This window comes from Streptomyces sp. W16 (assembly GCF_033194735.1).
Classification (GTDB): domain Bacteria; phylum Actinomycetota; class Actinomycetes; order Streptomycetales; family Streptomycetaceae; genus Streptomyces.
Window position 1 is genome coordinate 1 of record NZ_JAWOAI010000107.1, and the last position, 22,820, is coordinate 22,820.

Consider the following 22,820-nt stretch of genomic DNA (forward strand, 5'->3'; position numbering starts at 1 on the left):
CGTGGCCCGGCTGTGGGCCGACGGCGCGGTGGACACCCCGGCGGTGGCCGCCGCCTACGGCCGTCGTCGGGACGCGCTGATCGCCGCGCTCGCCGACCACGGGGTCACGGCGTACGGCCGCAGCGGCCTCAACGTGTGGATCCCGGTACCGGACGAGACCGGTGCGGTCTCCCGCCTCCTCCACGCCGGCTGGGCCGTCGCGCCCGGCGCCCGCTTCCGGATGAGCGCACCGCCCGGCATCCGGATCACCGTCTCGACCCTGACGGCCGACGAGACCGGGCCACTGGCACAGTCGATCGCCTCCGCCTGCGGCCCGACACCGGTGCGTGGCTACGCGTAGAGAACTACGGCCTCTCCCTCGGCCTCACCTGCGTGAGCGCCGCCCCCGCCAGCACGATCACCGCTCCGACCGGAGTCGACCAGGTCAGTGACTCCCCGAGAAGGGCGACACCCGCGGCCGTGGCGATGACCGGGATGAAGTAGGTGACCATCTGGGCGGTGGTCGGGCCGACTTCGGCGACCATGCCGTACTGGAGGAGGAAGGCGAGGCCCGTGCCCAGGGTGCCCAGCGCGGCGATCGCCAGCAGGGGCAGGATCGGGAAGCGGGTCGGCATGGTAGTGAACAGCGGGGTGACCACGGCCAGTTGGAGCGTGGCCAGGAGCAACTGGGCGCCCGTGAGGGAGAGATGCGAGGTGCTGGTGCCCGCCAGCGTCCGGCGGACGTAGATCCAGCCGATCGGATAGCTCAGCGAGGCCAGCAGGGCCATCGTCGTGCCCCTGACGTCCAGGCCGCTGAAGCCCTGCCAGGCGCCGAGGACCGTCAGGACGCCCAGGAAGCCGAGGCCGAGACCGGCGACCCGGACGCGGGTCGGCCGGTCCTCGGAGAGGGCGGCCAGGGACAGCGCCATGCCCCACAAGGGCGAGGTCGCGTTGCAGATGCCCGCGAGCGTGGACGGGATCGTCAGCTCCGCGTAGGCGAAGAGGGAGAACGGCAGGGCGTTGAGCAGGAACGCGGCCACCGCCAGCCGGCCCCAGGTGCGCACGCCGCGCGGCAGCCGCTCCCGCTTCACCGCCATCGCGCCCGCGAGCACCACCGTCCCGAACAGCAGCCGCCCGAAGGTGACTTGGAAGGGCGCGTAGCCGTCCGTGCCCACCTTCATGAACAGGAAGCTGAAGCCCCAGATGAGGGAGAGGACCCCGAAGCGCAGCCGCCAGTCGAGGGCGGTCCGGTGGCGGGGCGGGGAGAGCGGGCTCGTGGCGGTGGCGACTGTGCTCATGGGTCAACCGTGCTGGACCCGACCTCGTAGTACAAGCGAGACTTCCCGCCCAGTATCTCGTAGTATCGCTTACATGTTGAATCTGGAGCGGCTGCGCACCCTGGACGCCCTCGCCCGGCACGGCTCGGTCAGCGGTGCGGCCGAGGGGCTGCATGTGACGACCTCGGCCGTGTCGCAGCAGATGTCCAAGCTGGAGCGTGAGGTGGGCCAGCAGCTCCTCGCCAAGAACGGGCGGGGGGTGCGGCTCACCGACGCCGGCCGGCTGCTCGCCGAGCACGCGGGCCGGATCCTGTCCCAGGTGGAGCTGGCCCAGGCCGACCTGGAGGCCCAACGCGGCCAGGTCGTGGGCGAGTTGCGGCTCTCTGCGTTCCCGACCGCCGCCCGCGGCCTCTTCCCGACCGCACTCGCCGCGCTGCGCGCCCGGCATCCCGCGCTGCGCGTCCGCTCCACCGAACTGGAACCGGAGAACGGCATCGCGGGCGTCGTGCGCGGTTTTCTCGACCTCGCGGTCGTCCTCGACTGGTACAACAAGCCGATGCCACTGCCCGACGGCCTGGTCAAGGCGCCGATCCTGGACGACCCCGCCGATGTGGCGATGCCGGTCGGGCATCCGCTGGCGGGCCGCGACGAGGTGGACCTCGGGGAGTTCGCCGAGGACGAGTGGATCACCTGGGGCGAGGGCGAGTTCTGTCACGAGTGGCTGATGTTCACCCTGCGCTCCCGGGGCATCGAGCCGATCATCGGCCACCGTGCCGCCGAGACACACACCCAACTGGGGCTGGTGGCCGCCGGGTTGGGCGTCTGCGTCGCACCCCTGCTGGGCCGCAGCCCGATGCCCGCCGGAGTCGTCACCGTCCCGCTGAAGCAGCGGGTGCGCCGCCATGTCTACGTCGTCTGGCGCGCGGACGCCGACCGCCGCCCCTCCATCCGTGCGGCGGTCGAGGCGCTGCGGGCGGCGGCCGAGACGGTCGCCTGAAGCCCGCCCGAAGGCAACTCGCCTACAGCGCCGCCAACTTGCGGAAGTCCCAGGACGTGACCGTGTCCGGCGTCAGCCGTATCCACGCGTGCCGGCCGTCGTACGGCATCGCGTCCAGGCCGAAGTTCTTCTGCGCGAACAGCTTCTCCACCGCGACGAGTTCGGGATAAGGCTCACCCGTGCGCGGGGACTCGCCCACGAACTCGACGGTCCCGGACAGCTCGACGCCCCGCAACTCGTCGTAGGCGTGCCCGCCGTCGACGACCACGGCGACGCGCGGGTCGCGGCGCAGATCGGCCCAGCGCTTGCTGCGGGTGATCGAGTACAGCCAGAACGAGGTGCCGTCCCAGGCGAACCAGAGCGGGCTGACATGCGGGGCCCCGTCGGCGGAAGCGGTCGCGACCCGGCAGGTGCGCTCGGCGGTGAGGAACTCGTCCAGCTCCTCGGGTGTCATCATGATCTTCCGGCCTCGGCGCTGAGTGGCGGTCATGCGATCCCCTTCGGCTACGGAACGAGCGGCGGGCAGCCGCCTCTGACGATGTGTCAGGAAAACTGGCCGGATGGGGCGTCGGCCGTCTTCCGTACGCACGCGATGCTCGTTACTGTCACCCGCCCCGGCCGTCGACGACAAGGGAGCGCCATGCCGTCGCACGCACAACTCAGTGAGATCCTCGACACGGTGAGCACTGTCCTGCTGACCGTCGAATGTCAACAGGGCGTGGTCGGTCCGGACAGCGCGCTGCCCGAACTCGCCCTCGCGGCACGCTCGTCGGGCGCGCTCGCCAACGTCGCCCGGCTGGTCGCCGCCGCGCACGAGAGCGGGGTCCAGGTGATCCACGCGATCGCCGAACGCCGCCCCGACGGCCGGGGCGCGAACCACAACGCCCGGCTGTTCCGCGCCGCCGAACGCCTGCCCGTCCAGCAGCTGTCGGGCACCACGGCGGTGCGCGTGGCACCCCCGATCGAGGTCGCCGAGGAGGACTTCGTCGTACGACGGCTGCACGGTCTGTCACCGATCCAGGGCACCGAAGTCGACGCGCTGCTACGCAACTTGGGCTGCCGCACACTGATCGTCACCGGCGTCTCGGCCAACGTGGCGATCCCCAACGCGGTGTTCGACGCCGTCAACCGCGGCTACACCGTCGTCGTACCCAAGGACGCCATCGCGGGGGTGCCCTCGGAGTACACCCCCGCGATGATCCGCAACACCCTCGCATTGGTCGCTACGGTCGCGACCACGGACGAGGTGCTGGGCTGCTTCAAGCGACCGCGCGGAGCGGGTCGCGGCTGACCGTCACATCAGCGGGAAGGCCGGCGGTCACGCCAGTGTGATGGATTCCCCGGTCACGGTGATCTGCTCGGCGGGCAGCGCCTGGGTCGCGGGACCCTGCTTCACACTGCCGTCGGTGATGGAGAACTCGCTCTTGTGGCACGGGCAGCCGATGACGCCGTTGGTGATGGTGGTCACGGCGCAGCCCTGGTGGGTGCACTTCGACGAGAACGCCTTGTAGGTGCCCGCCGTCGGCTGGGTGACCACGACGCCCTGGCTGGCGAAGATCTTGCCGCCGCCCTCGGGGATGTCGGTGGTCTTCGCCAGTTCGGTGCCACCGGCGTCACCCTGGGCGGTGGACGCGCCGGCAGTGGTGGTGGAGCCCGAGGTGTCCGAGGAGTCCGACGACGAGTCGTCGCTCGACGAGCACGCGGTCAGCGCGACGGCGAGTCCCGCCGCGCCGACCGCCGCCAACGCGGTGCGACGGGAGGGCGCCATAACGGGTTCGAACGAATCGCTGGTCATGCTGACGTTCCTTCCATAAGAAAGCATTTGTGGGTGTGCAAAGGGGTACGGGATCCGGATGACCGTCGTTCAGACGGTGTCGAGAGCTTGGCCTTATCGAGATCAGCTAGGCGTAAAACGTCGCTGTCGTTTCGCTGTCGGCCCTGCATAAGGCCTGAACACGCACTCAGTGAAGCGCATGAGTGAACCTCCTTGGTCCGTGCGCCGTTTCAAGTCCCGCCAGCACTACGCCCCCGGCCCGACGGGTGTCGGGGGGCGGGGGCCCGACGAATGGATGGACTTGAACGAGCAGAGCAAGAGATCTCCCGGCCGGCGCAGCCTGCTGCGCGGCGCCACCGTGACGGGTTGCGCGATGGCCCTGTCCATCGCGGGGGCGACGGCGGCGAGTGCCTCGGTGCACACCGCGCGCACCGTGAACTACGTCGCGCTCGGCGACTCGTACGCCTCCGGCCCCGGCATACCGACCCAGGTCGACTCCACGTGCGCCCGGTCCGACCAGAACTATCCGTCGCTCCTCGCGGCAGCGCGGAACTGGCAGCTGACCGACGTCAGCTGTTCCGGTGCCACCACGACGGCCCTGGCCGGCCCCCAGGGCACGAAGGCGCCGCAACTGGACGCACTCGGCGCGGACACGGACGTGGTCACCCTGACCATCGGCGGCAATGACATCGGCTTCTCCGGCGATCTGGCCACCTGCGCCGGACTGACGTCCAAGAACCCGGCCGGCAATCCGTGCCAGACCTTCTTCACGAGCGACGGCACCGACCGGCTGGCGCAGCGCGTCGACGACACCGCTCCCAAGATCGCCGCGGCCCTGGACGCCGTCCACGAGCGCGCTCCTCGGGCCAAGGTCGTGGTGGTCGGCTATCCCGACCTGTTCCCGGACGACGGAGTCGGCTGCACCAGCTCCGCCGTACCGCTCGCGGCCGGTGACTTCGCCTATCTGCGGGACACCGAGAAGAAGCTCAACGCGATGATCGCCGGCCAGGCGTCGGCGCACGGAGCGGCCTACGTCGACACCTACACCCCGACGGTGGGACACGACATGTGCAAGCCGGCCGGCGAGCGCTGGATCGAACCCCTGGTCGCGGCGGCGCCGGCCGCGCCCGCCCACCCCAACGCCCAGGGCCAGCAGGCCATGGCCGCCGCGGTGGAGAACTCCGTCCACTGCGTCGCGCACCGCCGGTGAGCTGAGCGGAAAGGGGGCGCCCGCTGTCCCGGTCCTGGTGAGAGCGGGCGCCCCTCACTCCTCATAGAATGCTGACTCCGTGCCGGAGGCGCGTCCGAAGCGGTTGTGGACGGCAAGGCCAGGGAGTCTCGGAAAGTGCTCAAGGAAGTCATCGCGACCCGCTACATCACGCCCCTGCGGGAGGGCGGCTCGCTGCCAGGGCTCGTCGAGGGCGACGACTTCGCGCCGTACGTCATGAAGTTCAGCGGCGCGGGGCAGGGCCGCAAGACGCTCGTCGCCGAGGTCGTCGTGGGGGAACTGGCCCGCCGGCTGGGCTTCCGCGTGCCGCGCATGGTGACCCTCGACCTCGACCCGGTGCTCGGGCTCGGCGAACCCGACCAGCAGGTCCAGGAGTTGCTGAAGTCCAGCGGTGGCGCCAACCTCGGCATGGACTTCCTGTCCGGCGCCCTCGGCTTCGACCCCCTCGCTTTCACGGCGAGCCCCGAGGAAGCGGGCCGGATCGTCTGGTTCGACGCCCTCGTCAACAACGTCGACCGGTCCTGGCGCAACCCCAACCTGCTGATGTGGCACGGCGACCTGTGGCTCATCGACCACGGCGCCACCATGATCTGGCACCACAACTGGCCCGGCGCCCAGACCTCCGCGGCCCGCCCCTACGACGCCGCCGACCACGCCCTCGCCCGGTTCACCCCGGACGTCGCGCGGGCCGCCGCCGAACTCGCCCCCCAGGTCACCGAGGAACTCCTCGCCGAGGTCACCGCCGAGATCCCGGACGTCTGGCTGACCGGCGAACCCGGCTTCGACACCCCGGACCTCCTCCGTGAGGCGTACGTGGCACCCCTCCTCGCGCGCGTGCCCTTCCTCCACGAGCGCATCAAGGGGCTGCAGTGACCGAGCGCCACATCATCCGCCCGAGCGAGGCGAACACCCGGGACGTCTTCGAGTACGCCCTCCTGCGGGTCGTACCGCGTGTCGAGCGCGGCGAGTGCGTCAACGCCGGGGTCCTCGTCTACTGCCGCGCCCGGTCCTACGTAGGCGCTCGCACCCATCTGGACGAGGCGAAGCTGCTCGCTCTCGACCCGGCGGCCGACGTGGCCGGAATCCGGGCCGCGCTGGGCGCCGTGGAAGGTGTGTGTGCGGGTGGTGCGGCGGCCGGGCAGGCGGCGGCGGACGACGCCGGGCGGCGGTTCCGCTGGCTGATCGCGCCCCGGTCCACCGTCGTGCAGCCGGGACCCGTGCACACCGGTCTCACCGTCGATCCGGCGGCCGAGACGGAGCGCCTGCTCGACCTGCTGGTGAGGTAATGAATCACACCCGGCCGTGCGCACGTTGACACCGAGTGCCAGGGCTTCTAGCGTCACGTCTGCCGAAGGTACTAAGCGGTCGCTCACCGGCGGGCCGTAGATTTCCAGGGCGAGAGATTCTCAAGGGCGAGGAGAGCCAGCAATGTCCACCACTGAGCAGCGGGTCGCGATTGTCACCGGCGGGGCGCGGGGCATCGGCGCCGCCACCGCCGTACGCCTCGCGGCCGAGGGCCGTGCGGTCGCCGTGATCGACCTCGACGAGGCCGCCTGCAAGGACACCGTGGAGAAGATCACCGCGGCCGGCGGCAAGGCCCTCGCGGTCGGCGCCGACGTCTCCGACGAGGCGCAGGTCGAGGCCGCCGTCGCGCGCATCGCTGCCGAACTCGGCGCGCCGACGATCCTGGTCAACAACGCGGGCGTGCTCCGCGACAACCTGCTCTTCAAGATGAGCGTCTCCGACTGGGACACCGTCCTGAACGTGCACCTGCGCGGCTCGTTCCTGATGACCAAGGCCGTCCAGAAGCACATGGTCGACGCGGGCTTCGGCCGTATCGTCAACCTCTCCTCGTCCTCCGCCCTCGGCAACCGCGGCCAGGCCAACTACTCCGCCGCCAAGGCCGGTCTGCAGGGCTTCACCAAGACCCTCGCCATCGAGCTCGGCAAGTTCGGCATCACGGCCAACGCCGTCGCCCCCGGCTTCATCGCCACCGACATGACCGCCGCGACCGCCGCCCGCGTCGGCATGGGCTTCGAGGACTTCAAGGCCGCCGCCGCCACCCAGATCCCGGTGCAGCGCGTCGGCGAGCCCGACGACATCGCCAACGCCGTCGCCTTCTTCACCGACGAGGCGGCCGGGTTCGTCTCCGGCCAGGTCCTGTACGTCGCCGGCGGACCGCTCAACTAGGGAATTCGGGAACACGGAACCATGACTGAACAGCCTGAACTGCCCGCACTCTCCGGCAAGGTCGCCGTCATCACCGGCGCCAGCCGCGGCATCGGCTACGGCGTCGCCGAGGCGCTGCTCGCCCGCGGCGACCGGGTCTGCATCACCGGCCGCAACGAGGACGCCCTCAAGGAGGCCGTCGAGACGCTCGGCGCCGACCGTGTCATCGGCGTGGCCGGCAAGGCCCACGACGAGGCCCACCAGGCCGTCGTCGTCGAGCGCACGATGGAGGCCTTCGGCCGGATCGACCACCTGGTCAACAACGCCGGTACGAACCCGGTGTTCGGCCCGATCGCCGACCTCGACCTGAACGTCGCCCGCAAGGTCTTCGAGACCAACGTCATCTCGGCGCTCGGCTTCGCCCAGAAGACCTGGCACGCCTGGCAGAAGGACAACGGCGGCGCCATCGTCAACATCGCCTCCCTCGCCGGGATCTCCGCCTCGCCGTTCATCGGCGCGTACGGCGTCAGCAAGGCCGCGATGGTCAACCTGACGCTCCAGCTGGCGCACGAGTTCGCGCCGGGTGTACGGGTCAACTCGATCGCCCCGGCGGTCGTGAAGACCAAGTTCGCCGCCGCCCTGTACGAGGGCCGCGAGGCGGAGGCCGCCGCCGCCTACCCGCTGGCCCGGCTCGGTGTGCCCTCCGACATCGGCGGCGCCGCCGCGTTCCTCACGTCGGACCAGTCCGACTGGATCACCGGCCAGACCCTCGTCGTCGACGGCGGCATCCTCCTGAACGCCGGAGTGGCCTGACCCGACGACCCGGGCGCCGGTTCTTTGCTGTTTCCTTTACGGAACCGGCGCCCGTGTCGAGGTACGAAAACGCGCACAGCGGACTGACAACGTCGTCATAAAACCGCTGATCAAGAGCCCTGTCCGAACCTTGCTCAACCGGCCGGGGCGCTGCGGTATGGTCTGCCGACCCTTGGTATGGCGGATCGAGGAGCGTGCGCGTGTCAAACCGGAACCGAGGCCTGCGGAGAACCGCGGCGATCACGTCGATATCCCTGGTGGCCGGATGCGGGGTGTTCTCGGACGGGAATCCGGACGACCGGGGACCCATCGTCGTCGGCACCACCAGCGCCCCCAGCACGCTCGACCCGGCCGCCTCCTGGGACGGCTCGTGGGAGCTGTTCCGCAACATCTACCAGACGCTGCTGGCCTACCCGACCGGTGCGACCACCCCCGAGCCGGACGCCGCCAAGAGCTGCGGTTTCACGGACGGTTCGAACACGACGTACCGCTGCGAACTGCGCGCGGGCATGAAGTTCGCCGACGGGGACACCCTCGACGCCCAGGCCGTCAAGCACTCCATCGACCGCATCAGACAGATCAACGTGTCGGGCGGACCCGCCGGCCTGCTGGGCAGCCTCGACCGCGTCCAGGTGACCGGTGACCGCGAGGTCCTCTTCCACCTCAACAAGCCCGACGCCACCTTCCCGTTCGTGCTCGCCACCCCGGCCATGTCGATCGTCGACCCCGACGACTACCCCGCGCACTCGCTGCGCAAGGACGGCAAGGTCTTCGGCTCCGGGCCGTACACACTGAAGTCCTACGACGACGGCAAACAGGCCCGACTCGTCACGAACGACCACTACAAGGGCTTCGCCGAACGCCGGAACAGCGCGGTGACGATCCGCTACTTCCAGGACTCCGGCACCATGGTGAAGGCGCTGCGGGACGGGAAGATCGACGTCACCTACCGCGGCCTCGCCGCCGACGACATCGTCACCCTCCAGGGCCGCCCCTCGAAGGAGCTGCAACTGGTCGACGGCTCCGGCACCGACATCAACTACCTGGTGTTCAACCCCAAGGACCGGTGGGCCCGGAACCCCGCCGTCCGCAAGGCCGTCGCCCAGGTCGTCGACCGCGGGGCGATCACCCACAAGATCTACCGCGACACCGTGGACCCCCTCTACTCCATGGTCCCGAAGGGCCTCACCGGCCACACCACCGCCTTCTTCGACGACTTCGGCGACCCCAGCGTCCCCAAGGCACGCAAGATCCTCACCCGCGCGGGCATCAACGACCGCGTCCCGCTCACCTTCTGGTACACCAGCGACCGCTACGGCTCCGAGACCGCCCTGGAGTTCAAGGAACTCAAGCGTCAGCTGGACGCCTCGGGGCTCTTCACGATCACCCTGAAAAGCCGCCCCTGGAAGACGTATGTGACGGGCTACCAGAAGGGCGAGTATCCGGTGTTCGGGCGGGGCTGGTTCCCGGACTTCCCCGACGCCGAGAACTTCATCGCGCCCTTCGTGGGGCAGCAGAACGCGCTCGGTACGCCCTACCCGTCGCCGAAGATCACCGACGTACTGCTGCCCGAGTCCCGCCGGGAGACCGACCGGGCCGAAGTGGTGAAGGAGTTCGAGGAGGCCCAGCAGATCCTGGTGGACGACACCCGTCTGCTGCCGCTGTGGCAGGGCCGGCAGTACGTGGCCGCCAGCGACGACGTCTCCGGCGGGGAACAGGCCCTCGACCCGTCGACGATCATGATGATGTGGCAGCTGTACCGCAAGACGAGCTGGTGAACCGGCTTGCGGCACCGGTTGTCAGTGGTCGCCTGTAGGTTCTGGGACATGGAAGCGACCGCACCTCGTGGCCGCTCCACATCGCAGTCGCCGCACACGGTAAGGAAGTTGACGTGACCGACATCTCCATGCTCCCCGAGTCCTGGCGCGGAGTCCTGGGCGACGAGCTTCAGCAGCCCTACTTCAAGGAGCTGACCGAGTTCGTCGAGGAGGAGCGGGCGAACGGTCCGGTCTACCCTCCGCGTGAGGAGGTCTTCGCCGCCCTGGAGGCGACGCCGTACGACCAGGTGAAGGTGCTGGTTCTCGGTCAGGACCCGTACCACGGCGAGGGCCAGGGACACGGCCTGTGCTTCTCGGTCCGCCCCGGTGTGAAGACCCCGCCCTCCCTCCGGAACATCTACAAGGAGATGAAGGAGGAGCTCGACCTCCCGATCCCGGACAACGGCTATCTGATGCCGTGGGCCCAGCAGGGCGTCCTGCTGCTCAACGCGGTGCTCACGGTCCGCTCGGGCGAGGCCAACTCCCACAAGGGCAAGGGCTGGGAGAAGTTCACGGACGCGGTGATCCGCGCGGTGGCCGACCGCCCCGACCCGGCGGTCTTCGTCCTGTGGGGCAACTACGCGCAGAAGAAGCTCCCCCTGATCGACGAGGAGCGGCACGTGGTGGTCAAGGGCGCGCACCCCTCCCCGCTGTCCGCCAAGAAGTTCTTCGGCTCCCGCCCGTTCACCCAGATCGACGAGGCCGTCGCGAAGCAGGGCCACACCGCGATCGACTGGCGCATCCCGAACCTGGGCTGACCCCACCGGGGCCGGTCCGGGGCCGCCTGACGGGGATTGTCAGTGCCTCAAGTTAGCGTCGACCAGGACAGCCGACGACGGCTGACGAGGTGCGGAGGACGCGGTGGCGGAGCGACAGGGGCAGGCGGCGCCGGACGCCCTGCTGACGCGGATCGGACAGGTCGTCATGCTGCACCACGGCGGCGACCGCGAGGAGGCCCGGGAGCGGTTGCTCGGACTGTGGGCGGAGCTCGGTGAGGACGGCGACCCGCTGCACCGCTGCACGCTGGCCCACTACCTGGCCGACACCCAGGACGACCCGACCGACGAACTCGCCTGGGACCTCAGGGCGTTGTCGGCGGCGGACGAGCTGACGGACGGGCGGGACGCCGGCGACACCGACGGTGTGGGCCAGGAGGGGACGGGCGCGGTGCGCGGCTTCTACCCCTCCCTGCACCTCAACCTCGCCGCCGACTACGTCAAGCTCGACCGCCCGGACGCCGCCCGCACCCACCTCCGCCGCGCCCGCGACGCCTGCACGGCCCTCGCCGACGACGGCTACGGCAACGGGGTGCGGGCCGCGATCGGCCGACTGGAACTGCGGCTCGCTACAGAGGGCGGTGCAGCCGGGGAAGGGAACTGGGGGCCGCCGAGACAGCGGCCCTAGAGTCCGGTCGACCTCAACGCCCGTACGCCTTCCCGCAGATGATCGACTGCGGACTGTCCGACTTCCAGCCGCCGTATTTCCGGCCGAGGGCGCACACGTCGGACGTGTTCTTGGGCACCGACTTGACCACGTCGGGGATGTCCGCGCCCGGCTGCCGCGGATGGTGTGGCTTCGTGTGCGGGTGGGGACGGGGGTGCGGGTGCGAGCGGGGGACCGGTACCGGGGCCTGGGCCGCCCGCGGGGGCGGGGCCGGTGCGCGGTGCGGCGGATGCGGGGCCGGTTTCGGACGGTGCGAGGGGTCGATGAGTTCGAGCGCCTCCCGCGCCGGGGCCTGTACGACCTGTGGCTCCGCGCTGCCGTCCGGGCGCGGCACCGACGCTTGGGACGGTGGGGCCGGGGGAGCGAGAGCCGGTGGCCGCTGGACGGTCACGCAGCCGGACAGGGCCGAGACAGCCACGGTGACCAGGAGCGTTGCGGTGGTCGTCGTTCGATGCACCCGCGCAACTCTGCTGGTTCCGGCCCTGTTTGGGGCAGCGGACGGGCGGATGATGCCCCACACGGGTGATCTCCGCCCCCTTACGGACGGCCCGCGCCCACCCCGGGTGACGTGACGTCAGTCGCCGGTGCTCCCGTCGATCCGCTCCCGGAGCAGGTCGGCGTGGCCGTTGTGCCGCGCGTACTCCTCGATCATGTGGGTGTAGATCCAGCGCAGGTTGAAGCGCTCACCGGTGCGCCGGTGCTTGCCGAGGGAGTGGTCGTCCAGGGTGAACCGGGCCGCGTTCTCGTTCGCCACCTCGATCTCGGCCTGCCAGGTGGCGTACGCCTCCGCCCAGGTGTCCGCCTCGGTGAGATGGAACTCGCCGTCCGGGTCCTCGTCGCTGAAGTAGATCGGGCCCATTCCCTCGTCCGCCATGACATTGCGGAACCAGCCCCGCTCCACCTCCGCCATGTGCCGCACCAGGCCCATGAGCGACAGCGTGGACGGCTCCACGGAAGCGGTCCTCAGCTGTTCGTCGGTCAGCCCCTCGCACTTCCAGGCCAGGGTGTCCCGGTGGTACTTGAGCCAGCCGTCCAGCATGGTGCGTTCGTCGGCGGTGGTCGAAGGTTCACTTCGCTCGATCGTCATCCAGGCATCTTCGCGCGCCCGGTGCGCCCGCACCACCGGATATCGCCCCGCCGTATGCTTCCGGGAACGTACCGCCGGTCGAGCGCCAGGGAGGCTCCGTGAAGGTCGGCTGCATCGGACTCGGTGACATCGCGCAGAAGGCCTATCTGCCGGTTCTCGGCGCCCTGCCCGGCGTGGAGCTGCATCTGCAGACCCGCACCCCCGCCACCCTCGCCCGCGTCGCCGACGGCCTCCACCTGCCGGCGGACCGGCGGCACACGGACCTGGACGCACTCCTCGCGCAGGACCTCGACGCCGCGTTCGTGCACGCGCCCACCACCGCGCACCCCGAGATCGTCACCAGGCTGCTGGCGGCGGGCGTACCGACGTACGTCGACAAGCCGCTCGCGTACCAACTCGCCGACTCCGAGCGCCTGGTGCGGCTCGCGGAGGAGCGGAACGTGTCGCTCGCGGTCGGCTTCAACCGCCGCTACGCCCCCGGATACGCGCAGTGCGCCGACCACCCGCGCGAGCTGATCCTCATGCAGAAGAACCGGATCGGGCTCCCGGAGGAGCCGCGCGCGATGATCCTGGACGACTTCATCCACATCGTGGACACCCTGCGGTTCCTGGTGCCCGGGCCGGTCGACGACGTGACCGTCCGCGCCCGCACCCGGGACGGACTGCTGCACCACCTCGTGCTCCAGCTCTCCGGCGACGGCTTCACCGCGCTGGGTGTGATGAACCGGCTCAGCGGCTCGGTGGAAGAGATCCTGGAGGTCTCCGGCCAGGACACCAAGCGTCAGGTCGTCAACCTCGCCGAGGTCGTCGACCACAAGGGCCAGCCGACGACACGGCGCCGCGGGGACTGGGTCCCGGTGGCCCGGCAGCGCGGCATCGAGCAGGCCGTACTCGCCTTCCTGGACGCCGTACGGGCGGGGAAGGTGCTCAGCGCCCGGGACGCGCTGGCGACTCATGAACTGTGCGAGCGGGTGGTGCGAGCGGTTGCGGACCGGTCCGCCGCAGCCTGAGCGCCTGCACACCCTCACCGGCGCACATCGCGGCGAGCACCAGCAGGGCCAGACCCACCGGCCAGGCGCCGTAGCGGACGTACGGCGTGACACCGTGCGCGAGCGGGACGTCGTAGACCTCGGTCGTGCTGGCGTTCGTGCCGAGCCAGGGGCCGATGCGTTCGCCGCTCGGGCCGTAGACGGCGGAGACGCCGGTCAGGGTGGCGTGGACCATCGGGCGGCCGGTCTCGGCGGCGCGCAGGGCGGCCAGGGTGGCGTGCTGTTCGGGGGCCCAGCTGTTCTGGAAGGACGAGGTCGACGACTGGGCGAGGAGGACGTCGGCGCCGTCCTGGGCGAGATGGCGGCTCATGTCGGGGAACGCGGTCTCGAAGCAGATCAGCGGGCCGATGCGCAGCCCGTGCCCCACGTTCATCACGACCTGCTCGGTGCCGTGCCTGCGGTCCACGCCCGCCGCCTTGCCGACGGAGGTGGCCCAGCCGAGGAGTGAGCGGAACGGGATGTACTCGCCGAAGGGGACCAGCCGCATCTTGTCGTAGCGGTCGCCGGTGAGCCCCTTCGGGCCGACCAGGACCGAGCTCTTGTAGATGCCGGGCTTGTCGGAGCGCTCGGCGTCCACGTTGACCAGGATGTCGGCGCCGGTCTCCTTGGAGAGGGCCGCGATACGGCGCGCGAGATCGGGCCGCTTGGTGAGGTCGAAGCTGACGCTGCTCTCACCCCAGGCGATCAAGTCGACGTCCTGACCGACGAGTTGACGGGTGAGCTGCTCCTCGCGGTCGAAGCGGCGGTCGCCGCTGGCGTCGCCGTCGATGATTCCGGGCTGTACGACGGCGATCCGGACGCGGCCGTCGATGTCGGGGCGCGGCGACCAGACCCAGGCCGCCGAGGTCACGGCGGCGGTGACGAGAAGTCCGGCGACGGCGGGCACCCGCACCGCGCGGACCGCGACCAGCACGGCGACCGCGACATTGACGGCCACCACCAGGAAGCTCAGCAGCCACACCCCGCCGACCGAGGCGAGCCGCAACGCCGGTTCCACCTGCCACTGGGTGGAGCCGAGCAGCCCCCAGGGGCCGCCCAACCCCTGCCAGGACCGCACCAGTTCGACCATCAGCCAGCCCGACGGCAGCACGAGCAGCGCGGCGGCACCCCGCCGGGGCGACGGCACGCCACCGAGGAGTCGGCGCACCAGCCAGCCCCACGGCGCCCACAGCACGCCCAGCAGCCCCGCGATGACCACGATGAACACGCTCAGGCTCGGCACCAGCCAGCTGTGCACGGCCAGCATGAACCCGAGCCCGCCACACCAGCCGTCGTAGACCGCCCGCCGCCCGGTGGGCGCCGAGCGGGTCAGCAGGATCCAGGGGACGAGCGCGACGTAGGCGAACCACCACAGCGACGGTGCCGGGAACGCGAACACGGGCAGCGCGCCCGCGAGCACGGCGAGCAGCGAGCGCCGCCAGGGGGAGACGAGCCAGTCGCCGACGGTCTTCATGTGAACCCCCTACCCGCTGGTGGCTCCAGTGTGCGTGTCGCGGACGATCCCGGACAGCGGACGCCGATCCGGTCGGCTCAGTTGATCACGGCTTCCGGGCGCCGTTCAGGAAGACGCCGCCACTTCTCCTCCACCACGACCTCGGTCAGCCGCCAGCCGTCGTACGTCCGCAGCAGCCCGAACTCGTACCGCCCGCCGCACACGAAGTCGGGCGCGGTGGAGGTGTCGCCGCCGTCTTCCTTGGCGAAGCGCATCGGATTGACGTAGTCGGCCCGGACGCGCGCGGTGTCGTCGGTGTTCTGGTCCAGGGCGCCGAAGCGGATCCGCCGGTTGACGATCAGATGCTGCCGCATGGGGAACAGCCGCATGCTCTCGGCGAGCCACCCGGCGATCTCCTCCGCGTCCCCCTCGATACCTCCGGCGGACCGGTAGTCGGCCCGCCCTTTCGGTGCGAACAGTTTCCGGTACGCCTCCCAGTCGCCGTCGTCCACCGCCACCGCGTACTCGGTGATCACTTCGTCCACGGCCAGCCGGTCCATCACGATCGCCAGTTCCACACGCTGCGTCATCGGGCAAGTGTTGGTCACTCGGTGTGCCGAGCCAAGGGGTACGCGGGGACAACGTGGGGAACATTCGGTGGTGTTCGGACAGTCGTGCGCTTCCGAGGGCCGAGCGCGGTCGGCTTCCTCAGTCCCGATGCCGGTCGGCGGGCGCCTTCAGCAGCCGTTCCAGCTCGTTCGCGGCCTCTTCGTATCCGGCGTCGGAGATCCGTTGCAGCTCGCGCAGGTCCCCGGCCGCGCTCGCCCGTCGGGTGAGGAGGAAGCCGGCACGTTGGGATCCCTCGTCCAGCAGTTCGCTGAGCTCCCCGAGGTCGCCTGCCTCGTCGGCGAGGTCGGCCAGCCGGTCCAGGGCGGTCTCGTTGCCCTCGTCGGCCAGCTCGCGCAGGGTCTCCCGGTCGAAGTCCGTGTTCGTCATGCCACCATCCTGCGACCCTGCCCCAGGGGCGGGGTCAAGTGGGACGATGGCCGGGTGATCACCATCGGGCAGCTGGCCGGGTACGTCGGTGTGTCGGTCAAGACCGTCCGCGTCTATCACGCCAAGGGACTGCTCCCCGAGCCCGAACGCGACGCGTCCGGATATCGCCGCTACGGCGCGCACGACGCCGTCGACCTGATCAAGATCCGCACGCTGGCCGAAGCGGGAGTCCCCCTGGCCCGTATCCGCGACCTGAGATCGGCGACCGACGAGGAGTTCCAGCGCGCCCTGCGTGAGATCGACGCAGACCTCACCGCCCGTATCCACGGCCTGCGGTCCACCCGGGCCCGGCTGCGCCGGCTCGCCGCGGGGGACCTGTCACCGCTGCCCGACGAAGTGGGTGCCCACCTGGAGGACCTGGCCGGCTGGGGGTTCACACCCCGCTGGGTGGATCTGCAACGCGACCTGTGGATCCTCGTGTTCGCCACCCACCCCGACCACGCGATCACCCTGTTCCACGACCAGGCCGAGACATTGGCCGACCCGGCGCTACGACGACTCTTCCTCGACTACGACCGCGCACACGACCTGGCCCCCGACGATCTCGGCATCGACGACCTCGCCCGCCGCATCGCCCAGGCACACCGGGAACGCTACGGACCCGCCGAACCGCCCGGGCCGGACGCGGACTCCGAGATCCCCGCCCTCATCCAGGGCACGGTCAACGCCTCGTCCCCGGCCTGGCGGCGACTCGACACGCTGATCCGCGCCCGACTGGACCCGTCAAGCTCCTGAACTGCCTTGCCAAGCACCTGAACCAGCCCACCCTTGAAGGGAAGTGCGCATGAAACGTCTCGTCACGGTCGTCACCGGAGGCAGCCGGGGAATCGGCGCCGCGACCTGCGTGCGGCTCGCGGAGGACGGGCACGACGTGGTCGTGGGGTACCTCCGGGACGCGAAGGCGGCCGAGCAAGTGGCGCACAGGGTAAGGCAGTCCGGGGTTCGAGCCGTGTGCGTGGGCGCGGACACGTCCGTGGAGGCGGACGTCGAGCGGCTGTTCACCTCGGCGGAGCAACAACTCGGGCCCGTCACCGGGCTGGTGAACAACGCCGGGGTGACCGGCCCCTTCGGCCGGCTCGCGGACATCGACACCGCCGACCTGCGTCAGGTCGTCGAGGTCAACCTGCTGGGCACACTGCTGTGTTCACGCCGCGCCGCGCAGGTCATGACGGCCCGGGGCAACGGCGTGATCGTGAACGTGTCGTCGTCCGCCGCCACGCTCGGCAGCCCCGGGGACTACGTCCACTACGCCGCGACGAAGGCCGCCGTGGACACCCTCACCATGGGCCTGGCCAAGGAACTCGGCCCTGACGGCATCCGCGTCAACGCGGTTGCGCCCGGCATCGTCGACACCGGGATCCACGCGAGAATGGGCGACCCGGCCCCGGATTCCGACTGGGCCCGACGCGTGTCGACATCGATTCCGCTGCGCCGCCCCGGGCAGCCCGAGGAGATCGCCGCGGCCATCGCCTGGCTGATGTCACCGGACGCGTCGTACACGACGGGCACGGTCTTGCGGGTTTCGGGCGGACGGTGAGTGCCGGGCCGTCGGTTCTACGACCGAACGCGACAGGTGTGGCCGGTCAGGCGGCCTCGATGACCTCGTCGCGTATCGCCGCGGCCCACTCGATCACCAACAGCTCGTATTCCTCCCGCTCCTGGGTGGAGAGCGATCCGCCCGCACGCAGCCAGAGCGCCCGGATCTGCTCGTTCACCTCGTAAGCAGACCGCACGGAACCAGGGGCCACGAAATCGGGGGACATGCGCAACAGCCTAGGGGCAAGGACTGACACTGCGCTACCGGACGGCTACTCAGACCGTATGGGCTTGGTCACGGGCGCCGCGCGCCGGGTGCCCGATGCCGTGAACCGGGCGGCCGACGCCACGAGTTGGCTCACGCCCGCCGCTCGGCCCACATCCGCGACCAGTCCAGCAACGGCCCCATCGCCGTCACCAGGTCCGCGCCGAGCGGAGTCAGCCGCCACGCCCCGTCGGGCGTCTGTCCCGCGATGTCCGCCTCGCGCAGCTCCGTGAGACGGGTGGACAGGACGCTGGAGGACATGGCGTCGCAGTGCCGTTGCAGGTCGCGGAAACCGATCGGGGCGGGGTGGCGGTGGAGTTCCCAGATCACGCGGAGCGTCCAGCGCCGCCCGAGGAGGTCGAGCGCGGCCATGACGGGACGCCCGGTGTCCGATCCGCGCACGGGGCGACCGGGAGTGGGGATGGGTTCCAACAGGGCCTCCTCGCCCGACTCGTGGCGATCTCCTGACTCACTCTTGCGCTTCGATTTCAGAAGCGCAAGAGTCGGTGCACATGAACCAGCGCATCGAAGGAGTCACTCCGCCCTACACCCCCGACACCGACCGAGCCCTGCACCGCTGGATGCCGCCCGGTGTCACCCACGAACCCCTCATGCTCTTCAAGGTCCTCGAACGCCACCCCGAACTCGCCTCCCGCATGCGGGCGTTGGGCGCCGGGCTGCTCGTCCACGGCCGCCTGGGCGCCGCCGACCGCGAACTCGTGATCGCCCGCGTCTGCGCCCGCGCCGGCTGCGCCTACGAGTGGGGCGTCCACATGGCGGCGTACGCCGAGACCGCCCGACTCACCCCGGAGCAGGTCACCTTGACCGCGACCGGCACCCCGGACGACCCGGTCTGGTCGCCACGGCAGTCCGCGCTGCTCCGGGCCGTCGACGAACTCGACGCCGGCGCACGGCTCAGCGACCCCGTCTGGTCCGGCTTGCGGGAGCACCTCGATGAACCCGAGGCCCTCGAACTCCTCGTACTGGCCGGGTGGTACCGCACCATCGCCTACGTCGCCAACGGCGTCGGGATCACGCCCGAGCCCTGGGCCCTCGCGCTGCCCGAGAGGTAGCTCAGCCCGCCGATTCCGCCGCGTGCGGGCTCAGTGCGCCCGCCGTGACCAGCGCGATGATGGCGATGCCGAGGGCGATGCGGTAGTAGACGAACGGCATGAAGCTCTTGTGCGAGATGAACTTCATGAACCAGGCGATGACCGCGTATCCGACCGCGAACGCGATCACCGTCGCGAACATCGTCGGACCCCACGCGATGTGTCCCTCCTCGGCCGCGTCCTTCAACTCGAAGGCGCCCGAGGCCAGTACGGCCGGCATGGCGAGGAGGAAGGAGTAACGGGCCGCCGCCTCACGGGTGTAGCCCATGAACAGGCCGCCGCTGATCGTCGCGCCCGAGCGGGAGACGCCCGGGACCAGCGCCATCGCCTGGCAGAGGCCGTACAGCAGGCCGTCCTTGGCGTTCAGGTCCACAAGTGTCTTGCGCTGCTTGGGTGCCCGGTGCCGGCCGCCCGTCTCGTCGCGGGCCGCGAGGCGGTCGGCGACGCCGATGACGATGCCCACGACGATCAGCATCGTGGCGGTGATCCGCAGATCCCGGAAGGGTCCCTCGATCTGGTCCTTGAGCGTGATCCCGAGCACGCCGATCGGGATGGAGCCGACGATCACCAGCCAGCCCATCTGGGCGTCGTGGTCGCGCCGCATCTCCTTGTTCGTGAGCGACCGGAACCACGCGGCGAGAATCCGCCCGACATCCTGGCGGAAGTAGATCAGCACCGCCGCCTCCGTGCCGAGCTGGGTGATCGCCGTGAAGGCCGCGCCCGGGTCCTTCCAGCCGGCGAAGGCCGCCGTCAGCCGCAGATGCGCACTGGACGACACGGGCAGGAACTCGGTCAGCCCCTGGACGAGTCCGAGGATGAGGGATTCAAACCAAGACATGGAGTTACGGAGTCCAAGTGCTGCTCGCGAAGGGGCAAAGGACACACCAAAACGCCGCGCACGGTGATCGAGTGTGTGTGAGGGGCAGCGTAGCGTCCCGGTGTGACAGGCCCGACACAGGGGTTTCACGGCCGTCGAGTGACTCCGGGCGCACGGGTTCGCGGGCGGTCGGGCGACTGAGCACACAGAGGTTTCACGAGTGGTCCGACGACTCCGGGTTCGCGGTGTTGACCAGGCGCGGGGGCGGCGCATACGTTGCAGCGGAGGAAAGCGCTTGCTGGACGCGCTCGCTGTCTCCGGAGGAGTGCTGATCACGCCCATGTCCACACCAGTCACCAACCCCGGGGCGTTCCAGCCCTTGCCGCCGCTCACCGGCCGACGCATCAGGGCCGCCGTGGTCGGCGCCGGTGCCATCGGCCGTGGCTCCCATTTCCCCGCGCTCGCCCGGCTCGCCGAGGAGGGCGAGACCGAGGTCGTCGCGGCCGTTGACATCGATGCCACCGCGGTCGAGTCCTTCTGCGCCGAGGCCGGGATCCCGCACGCCTACACCGACCTGGAGCAGATGCTCCGGGAACAGCGGCCCGATCTCGTCACCATCTGCACCCCGCCCACCCTGCACCGCGCGCAGACCGTCGCCGCGCTGCGGGCCGGCGCCTGGGTCTGGTGCGAGAAGCCGCCGGTGCCCACGCTGGCCGACTTCGACGCCGTGGAGGACGAGGAGGGCCCGGCAAAGGGGACGGCCAGTGGGCCTTACGCCTCCATCGTCTTCCAGCACCGCTTCGGCTCGGGCACCCGGCATGTGCGCAAGCTGCTCGCCGAGCAGGCCATGGGCCGGCCGCTCGTGGCGCACTGCCAGACCACCTGGTACCGCGACACCGCCTACTACGCCGTGCCCTGGCGCGGGCGCTGGGCGACCGAGGGCGGCGGTCCCGCGATGGGACACGGCATCCACCAGATGGACCTGCTGCTCGATCTGCTCGGGCCGTGGAGCGAGGTGAAGGCCATGGCCGGGCGGCTGGTCCACAACGTGGAGACTGAAGACGTCTCGACCGCTCTGGTCCGCTTCGAGAACGGCGCGCTGGCGACCGTCGTCAACAGCGTCCTGAGCCCGGACGAGGTGAGCCGCATCCGCATCGACTGCGAGCGCGCCACCGTCGAACTCACCCACCTGTACGGCCACAGCAACGACAACTGGCGCATCACCCCTGCCCCGGACGTCTCGGGCGACGAGGCCGCCGCCTGGCAGAACTTCGGTCCCGACGTGCCGAGTTCACACCTGGAGCAGCTGCGGGAACTCGTCGTCAGCATGCGCGCCGGCGAACGGCCGCGCAGCAGCGGCACCGACGGGCGCACCAGCCTGGAGCTGATCACCGCGCTCTACAAGTCGGCGTTCACGGACACGACCGTACGGGCCGGCGAGATCGGTCCCGGTGACCCCTATTACACGGCGCTGCACGGCGGCGCCCCCGGCTGGGCGCCCGTGGCGCGCGAGGAGGTGTCGGCATGACCGGCCTGCGTATCGTCCACGCCCACGGCGACCGCATCACGGTGACCGAACCGACCACCGGCGTCGAACTGTTCAGCTACGTCTACCGGCCCGAGGTGGCCTGGGAGGCGCCGAAGCCGTACCTCCACCCGATCAGGACGCTGGCCGGCAACATCGTCACGGACTACCGGCCCAACGACCACCGCTGGCACAAGGGCCTGCAGTTCACCGCCTCACATCTGTCGGGCCAGAACCTGTGGGGCGGCAACACATACGTTCACGGCGAGGGATATCTCGAACTCCCGGAGCGGGTCGGGTCGATGGCCCACGTCGCCTTCGACGAGATCGACATCCACACCGACTCGGGCGCGGAACGGCTCGTCATCGCCGAACGACTGACCTGGCACCCGTACAGCGGTGAACTCTGGGCCGACGAGCAGCGCCGGATCGAGGTGCACGATGTGGACACGGACGCGGAGTCGGGTTCCTGGGCGCTGACCTGGACGAGCGCCGTGACGAACCGCCGTGACGAGCCCCTGCTGTTCGGCAGCCCGACCACCCACGGGCGCGAGGCGGCGGGCTACACCGGCCTGTTCTGGCGCGGTCCGCGCGCCTTCCGCGACGGCCGCATCATCGGCCCCGACGGCGAGGGCCCCGGGCTGATGGGCTCCCAGGGCCCCTGGCTCGCCGTCTCCGGAGAGCACGACGGCACCGACGGCCACGCGACGATCGTCTTCGCGCACGCTCCCGAGAACGATCAGACCGGCGCCCAGGGCACCCACCCCGCCCACTGGTTCGTACGCAACGAGCCGTTCGCGGGGATCGCCCCGTCCTACGCCTTCTACGACGAGCTGGTGCTCGACCCCGGCGACACGCTCACCCGGCGCTACCGGATCGTCGTGGCCGACGGCGCGTGGGAGCGGGAGGAGATCGCCAAGTACCTGGAGGCGCGGCCGTGGTGAGCGCAGAGGGATTCGGCGGACTGCCGGGCGGGGTCGCCGTCTCGCATCTGTCGGTCTACGACTGGCCCGCTGACGCTGACAACGGAGTGTGCGGCGGAACTCCCCATATGCACCTGACGTGTTCGGAGGGATACGTCGTCACCGGCGGGCACGGTGCGGTGCAGACGCTCACCACGTCCGGGTACGAGGTGACGCCGCTCGCGGCCGGGACGGTGGCCTGGTTCACGCCGGGCACCATCCACCGGCTCGTCAACGAGGGCGATCTGCGCATCACGGTCCTCATGCAGAACAGCGGGCTGCCCGAGGCGGGCGACGCGGTGCTCACAATGCCGCCCCGGTACCTCACCGACCCGGAGACGTACGCCGCCGTCACCGTGATCCCGGCCGACGCGCCCGAGGCGGAACAGGCACGAGTCGCCCGGGCCCGGCGCGACCTCGCCCTGGAGGGATACGAGGCGCTGCGCTCCGCCGAGGGTCCGGAGGCGCTGGCCGCGTTCCAC

General features: G+C 70.5%; 28 protein-coding genes and 1 pseudogene. 18 read left to right on the forward strand and 11 right to left on the reverse strand.

Features of this window, described 5'->3' with window-relative positions; translation table 11 throughout:
* Positions 1 to 340 (forward strand): annotated as a pseudogene (locus R6V09_RS16635) (aminotransferase class I/II-fold pyridoxal phosphate-dependent enzyme); the annotation flags it as partial.
* Between the two features lie 4 nt (positions 341 to 344).
* Here R6V09_RS16635 and R6V09_RS16640 read toward each other — a convergent pair.
* Positions 345 to 1,277, reverse strand: coding sequence for a DMT family transporter (locus R6V09_RS16640; RefSeq protein ID WP_317882192.1), 933 nt, complete (start codon positions 1,275 to 1,277; stop codon positions 345 to 347).
* A gap of 73 nt (positions 1,278 to 1,350) precedes the next feature.
* Between R6V09_RS16640 and R6V09_RS16645 the strand changes: the two genes are divergently transcribed.
* Positions 1,351 to 2,253, forward strand: a complete 903-nt coding sequence (locus R6V09_RS16645) for a LysR family transcriptional regulator (protein ID WP_317882193.1) — start codon at positions 1,351 to 1,353, stop codon at positions 2,251 to 2,253.
* Between the two features lie 22 nt (positions 2,254 to 2,275).
* Here R6V09_RS16645 and R6V09_RS16650 read toward each other — a convergent pair whose 3' ends face one another.
* Positions 2,276 to 2,743 carry a pyridoxamine 5'-phosphate oxidase family protein gene (locus R6V09_RS16650; protein WP_317882194.1) on the reverse strand — a complete coding sequence of 156 codons (468 nt, stop codon included), beginning with the start codon at positions 2,741 to 2,743 and terminating at the stop codon, positions 2,276 to 2,278.
* A 150-nt stretch (positions 2,744 to 2,893) separates the two neighbouring features.
* Here R6V09_RS16650 and R6V09_RS16655 point away from each other — a divergent pair, with 150 nt between their 5' ends.
* Positions 2,894 to 3,544: a cysteine hydrolase gene (locus R6V09_RS16655; RefSeq protein WP_317882195.1), complete on the forward strand. Its 651-nt coding sequence runs from the start codon at positions 2,894 to 2,896 to the stop codon at positions 3,542 to 3,544.
* A gap of 27 nt (positions 3,545 to 3,571) precedes the next feature.
* On the opposite strand, the gene R6V09_RS16660 is transcribed toward R6V09_RS16655, so the two are convergent.
* Entirely contained in the window at positions 3,572 to 4,048 is a 477-nt protein-coding gene (locus R6V09_RS16660) for a Rieske (2Fe-2S) protein (protein ID WP_317882196.1), read from the reverse strand.
* A gap of 352 nt (positions 4,049 to 4,400) precedes the next feature.
* Here R6V09_RS16660 and R6V09_RS16665 point away from each other — a divergent pair, with 352 nt between their 5' ends.
* The 8 genes from R6V09_RS16665 to R6V09_RS16700 all read left to right on the forward strand — a co-directional run bounded on the left by R6V09_RS16665 (position 4,401) and on the right by R6V09_RS16700 (position 11,458).
* A complete protein-coding gene (locus R6V09_RS16665; RefSeq protein ID WP_317882218.1) occupies positions 4,401 to 5,237 on the forward strand; it encodes an SGNH/GDSL hydrolase family protein in 837 nt (278 codons plus the stop codon).
* Positions 5,238 to 5,372: 135 nt separating this feature from the next.
* Positions 5,373 to 6,128 (forward strand): HipA family kinase, encoded by a 756-nt coding sequence (locus R6V09_RS16670; protein ID WP_317882197.1) that lies wholly within the window; start codon positions 5,373 to 5,375, stop codon positions 6,126 to 6,128.
* The gene (locus tag R6V09_RS16675) at positions 6,125 to 6,541 is read left to right on the forward strand and encodes a DUF3037 domain-containing protein (protein WP_317882198.1); all 417 of its coding nucleotides are present in this window, start codon (positions 6,125 to 6,127) and stop codon (positions 6,539 to 6,541) included. The genes R6V09_RS16670 and R6V09_RS16675 overlap by 4 nt, the downstream gene beginning before the upstream one ends.
* A 142-nt stretch (positions 6,542 to 6,683) precedes the next feature.
* Positions 6,684 to 7,445 (forward strand): 3-oxoacyl-ACP reductase FabG, encoded by a 762-nt coding sequence (fabG, locus tag R6V09_RS16680; protein WP_317882199.1) that lies wholly within the window; start codon positions 6,684 to 6,686, stop codon positions 7,443 to 7,445.
* A gap of 21 nt (positions 7,446 to 7,466) precedes the next feature.
* Complete coding sequence (locus R6V09_RS16685) at positions 7,467 to 8,237, forward strand: SDR family oxidoreductase (protein WP_317882200.1); 771 nt, start codon at positions 7,467 to 7,469, stop codon at positions 8,235 to 8,237.
* Positions 8,238 to 8,437: 200 nt separating this feature from the next.
* Positions 8,438 to 10,015, forward strand: a complete 1,578-nt coding sequence (locus R6V09_RS16690) for an ABC transporter substrate-binding protein (RefSeq protein ID WP_317882201.1) — start codon at positions 8,438 to 8,440, stop codon at positions 10,013 to 10,015.
* Positions 10,016 to 10,128: 113 nt separating this feature from the next.
* Positions 10,129 to 10,812, forward strand: a complete 684-nt coding sequence (ung, locus tag R6V09_RS16695; protein WP_317882202.1) for a uracil-DNA glycosylase — start codon at positions 10,129 to 10,131, stop codon at positions 10,810 to 10,812.
* A 103-nt stretch (positions 10,813 to 10,915) separates the two neighbouring features.
* Entirely contained in the window at positions 10,916 to 11,458 is a 543-nt protein-coding gene (locus R6V09_RS16700) for a hypothetical protein (RefSeq protein WP_317882203.1), read from the forward strand.
* Between the two features lie 13 nt (positions 11,459 to 11,471).
* On the opposite strand, the gene R6V09_RS16705 is transcribed toward R6V09_RS16700, so the two are convergent.
* Complete coding sequence (locus R6V09_RS16705) at positions 11,472 to 11,954, reverse strand: hypothetical protein (protein ID WP_317882204.1); 483 nt, start codon at positions 11,952 to 11,954, stop codon at positions 11,472 to 11,474.
* Between the two features lie 117 nt (positions 11,955 to 12,071).
* Positions 12,072 to 12,584, reverse strand: a complete 513-nt coding sequence (locus R6V09_RS16710) for a DinB family protein (RefSeq protein WP_317882205.1) — start codon at positions 12,582 to 12,584, stop codon at positions 12,072 to 12,074.
* Between the two features lie 98 nt (positions 12,585 to 12,682).
* Between R6V09_RS16710 and R6V09_RS16715 the strand changes: the two genes are divergently transcribed.
* Positions 12,683 to 13,594 (forward strand): Gfo/Idh/MocA family protein, encoded by a 912-nt coding sequence (locus tag R6V09_RS16715; RefSeq protein ID WP_317882206.1) that lies wholly within the window; start codon positions 12,683 to 12,685, stop codon positions 13,592 to 13,594.
* Here the strand turns inward: R6V09_RS16715 and lnt are convergent.
* The 3 genes from lnt to R6V09_RS16730 all read right to left on the reverse strand — a co-directional run bounded on the left by lnt (position 13,512) and on the right by R6V09_RS16730 (position 16,061).
* Positions 13,512 to 15,086 (reverse strand): apolipoprotein N-acyltransferase, encoded by a 1,575-nt coding sequence (gene lnt / locus R6V09_RS16720; RefSeq protein ID WP_317882207.1) that lies wholly within the window; start codon positions 15,084 to 15,086, stop codon positions 13,512 to 13,514. The genes R6V09_RS16715 and lnt overlap by 83 nt on opposite strands.
* A gap of 77 nt (positions 15,087 to 15,163) precedes the next feature.
* Positions 15,164 to 15,655 (reverse strand): nuclear transport factor 2 family protein, encoded by a 492-nt coding sequence (locus tag R6V09_RS16725; RefSeq protein ID WP_317882208.1) that lies wholly within the window; start codon positions 15,653 to 15,655, stop codon positions 15,164 to 15,166.
* 118 nt (positions 15,656 to 15,773) lie between these two features.
* Positions 15,774 to 16,061 (reverse strand): hypothetical protein, encoded by a 288-nt coding sequence (locus R6V09_RS16730; RefSeq protein WP_317882209.1) that lies wholly within the window; start codon positions 16,059 to 16,061, stop codon positions 15,774 to 15,776.
* Between the two features lie 54 nt (positions 16,062 to 16,115).
* On the opposite strand from R6V09_RS16730, the gene R6V09_RS16735 reads away from it, so the two are divergent.
* Together R6V09_RS16735 and R6V09_RS16740 are read left to right on the forward strand one after the other, a co-directional pair.
* Entirely contained in the window at positions 16,116 to 16,856 is a 741-nt protein-coding gene (locus R6V09_RS16735; RefSeq protein ID WP_317882210.1) for a MerR family transcriptional regulator, read from the forward strand.
* A 49-nt stretch (positions 16,857 to 16,905) separates the two neighbouring features.
* Entirely contained in the window at positions 16,906 to 17,658 is a 753-nt protein-coding gene (locus tag R6V09_RS16740; protein ID WP_317882211.1) for an SDR family NAD(P)-dependent oxidoreductase, read from the forward strand.
* 46 nt (positions 17,659 to 17,704) lie between these two features.
* Here R6V09_RS16740 and R6V09_RS16745 read toward each other — a convergent pair whose 3' ends face one another.
* Positions 17,705 to 17,884 carry a hypothetical protein gene (locus R6V09_RS16745; RefSeq protein ID WP_317882212.1) on the reverse strand — a complete coding sequence of 60 codons (180 nt, stop codon included), beginning with the start codon at positions 17,882 to 17,884 and terminating at the stop codon, positions 17,705 to 17,707.
* A 131-nt stretch (positions 17,885 to 18,015) separates the two neighbouring features.
* Positions 18,016 to 18,294, reverse strand: coding sequence for a winged helix-turn-helix transcriptional regulator (locus R6V09_RS16750; protein WP_317882219.1), 279 nt, complete (start codon positions 18,292 to 18,294; stop codon positions 18,016 to 18,018).
* Between the two features lie 140 nt (positions 18,295 to 18,434).
* Here R6V09_RS16750 and R6V09_RS16755 point away from each other — a divergent pair, with 140 nt between their 5' ends.
* A complete protein-coding gene (locus tag R6V09_RS16755; RefSeq protein ID WP_317882213.1) occupies positions 18,435 to 18,995 on the forward strand; it encodes a carboxymuconolactone decarboxylase family protein in 561 nt (186 codons plus the stop codon).
* 1 nt (position 18,996) lies between these two features.
* Here R6V09_RS16755 and R6V09_RS16760 read toward each other — a convergent pair whose 3' ends face one another.
* A complete protein-coding gene (locus tag R6V09_RS16760) occupies positions 18,997 to 19,872 on the reverse strand; it encodes an undecaprenyl-diphosphate phosphatase (RefSeq protein ID WP_317882214.1) in 876 nt (291 codons plus the stop codon).
* Between the two features lie 319 nt (positions 19,873 to 20,191).
* Between R6V09_RS16760 and R6V09_RS16765 the strand changes: the two genes are divergently transcribed.
* The 3 genes from R6V09_RS16765 to R6V09_RS16775 form a co-directional block, all read left to right on the forward strand.
* Positions 20,192 to 21,379, forward strand: coding sequence for a Gfo/Idh/MocA family protein (locus R6V09_RS16765; protein WP_317882215.1), 1,188 nt, complete (start codon positions 20,192 to 20,194; stop codon positions 21,377 to 21,379).
* Positions 21,376 to 22,320, forward strand: coding sequence for a PmoA family protein (locus tag R6V09_RS16770; RefSeq protein ID WP_317882216.1), 945 nt, complete (start codon positions 21,376 to 21,378; stop codon positions 22,318 to 22,320). Before R6V09_RS16765 ends, R6V09_RS16770 begins: the two co-directional genes overlap by 4 nt.
* A partial coding sequence (locus tag R6V09_RS16775; protein ID WP_317882217.1) for a cupin domain-containing protein occupies positions 22,314 to 22,820 on the forward strand: 507 nt, incomplete at its 3' end. The genes R6V09_RS16770 and R6V09_RS16775, both read left to right, overlap by 7 nt.